The organism is Streptomyces sp. NPDC091287 (assembly GCF_044768525.1).
Taxonomy (GTDB): Bacteria; Actinomycetota; Actinomycetes; order Streptomycetales; family Streptomycetaceae; genus Streptomyces.
Map to the genome: position 1 here is coordinate 1 of NZ_JBIVUV010000047.1, position 1,753 is coordinate 1,753.

The 1,753-nt window shown below is 67.7% G+C and carries 1 protein-coding gene; it reads right to left on the reverse strand.

The genetic code is table 11. The annotated features are described in order from the left end of the window. Nucleotides 1–15: 15 nt before the first annotated feature. A complete protein-coding gene (locus ACIQRW_RS38360) occupies nt 16–1,698 on the reverse strand; it encodes an ISAzo13 family transposase (protein WP_403770002.1) in 1,683 nt (560 codons plus the stop codon). Between the last annotated feature and the right edge of the window lie 55 nt (nt 1,699–1,753).

Here is a 1,753-nt window from a genome sequence, read left to right on the forward strand (position 1 = left end):
AGGGCTTGCCGGGAATCAACACGTCGGTTTGATCTTGCTCTTGTCGAGGTCGAGGAATCTCGCGATGTCAGTCGGTGTGCGGAAGCGGGCGGTCGAGGCGGGGATGTGAACTCCGTGGGCTTCCAGGAGCGGGCGGACGTCTTTCGCTGCGCGGCTGATGGTCATGGCGGTGGTGTTGAAGAGCTGGCCCAGGAGGTCCATGGTCGCGAGTTTTCGCAGGTGGAGCACGGTGGCCAGGACCCGGTCGGCTGAGGTGAGCTTGGGTTTGGCGCCTGTGCCAGGGGCCACCAGGCGTTCGTGGCCTCTGCGGGTGCGGAGCACTTGCTCGCGTTGAATTTCCATCGCTGGAGTCAGCACGTTGATGAGTTCGTTGAGCTGCCGGCGGGTCATCCCGGTCAGTTCCGGGTCCTGTAGCGAATGCCCCGTGAGGCGGGCCGGTCTGTCCGCCAGGGCCTCGTCCTGTGTGCTGGTGGTGGTCGCCGTGTCCGTCGGGCGCTGGGGGTGGAGGGTGTAGTTCCAGTCGCCGTGGAAGCGGTGGCGGGTGATGGGCAGGGCAGCGATCTCGTCGTCGCTGACGCGGATGCCGGTGGGGTACCCACCGCTGTCGAGTTCGGCCTGGACGGTGAGGCCGGTGCGGCTGGTGGTCGCGGCGATGGTCTGGAGCATGACTTCGTGGCTGGTCAGGGGCCTTCCTCGCCAGTTCATGGTGATGTGGGAGAACAGCCGGTGCTCGATCTTGTTCCACTTCGAGGTGCCGGGCGGCAGGTGACACACCGTGATCTCAAGGCCGGTCTCGGCGGCGAGGTCGGCGAGCTGGGTCTTCCAGCCGCGAGTGCGGTAGCCGTTGGAGCCGCCACCGTCAGCGGTGATCAGCAGCCGGCGGGCGCGGGGGTAGTCGTGCCGGCCGACCGCCTGCCACCAGCGGCGGATCGAGGCGACGGCGAACGCCGCCGTGTCGTGATCGGTGCCGATGCTGATCCAGCCGGTGTTCGCCGTCATGTCGTAAATTCCGTAGGGAATTGCCTTCTCGGCCTGGCCGGGGAAGTCGTGCGTCTTCACCCTCACGGGCTGTCCTGCGGGCTGCCATTCGTGCCCGGCGTTCCTGTAGTCGCCGATCAGCTCCTTCTTCTTGCTGTCCACGCTGATCACCGGGTCGTCGGCGTCCCGGTGGTCTCGAGCCTGCTCGTTGAGGTGGCGGAACTGGGCATCCCTGTCGGGGTGCTGGGCACCTTCGATGGTCTTGGCGTTGGCCTGCAGGCTGAAGCCTTCTTCCCGCAGCAGGCCGGCGACGGTATCGGCGGAGACCCGGTGCCCCTGGCGGGTGAGCTCCGCCGCCAGCTTCCGGGTCGACTTCGTCGTCCAGCGCAGCGGCGACATCGGGTCGCCCCGCTCGTCGGGCTCGACCAGCGCCAGCAGTGCCGGACGCAGCCCAGAGTCCAGCTCGGCCGCCTTCTTCCGCCCTCCGCCGGGATGGCGCACCCGCCCCAACGGGCCCTGACCGGAGTCCAGTTCAGCCGCCCCACGCGAGACTGTAGCCTCCCGGACCCCGGCTGCAGCGGCGACGATCCTGATGCCGCCATGCCCCAGCGACAGTGCTTCCGCCCCTATGGCCAGCCGACGCTGACGCTCGTCCAGATGCGGCAACAACACCTGGAACTTCGCCGCCAGAACGGCCTCGATCCCCTCCGGTCTCCCCATACCAGACCAACGAGCCCCACAGCTGGAAGCTACGACTTGTTTCCCGGCAAGCCCT

Bases quoted from the DNA above. Each gene is read 5' to 3' on its own strand.
- ACIQRW_RS38360 (WP_403770002.1), bottom strand. From the start codon at position 1,698: ATGGGGAGACCGGAGGGGATCGAGGCCGTTCTGGCGGCGAAGTTCCAG.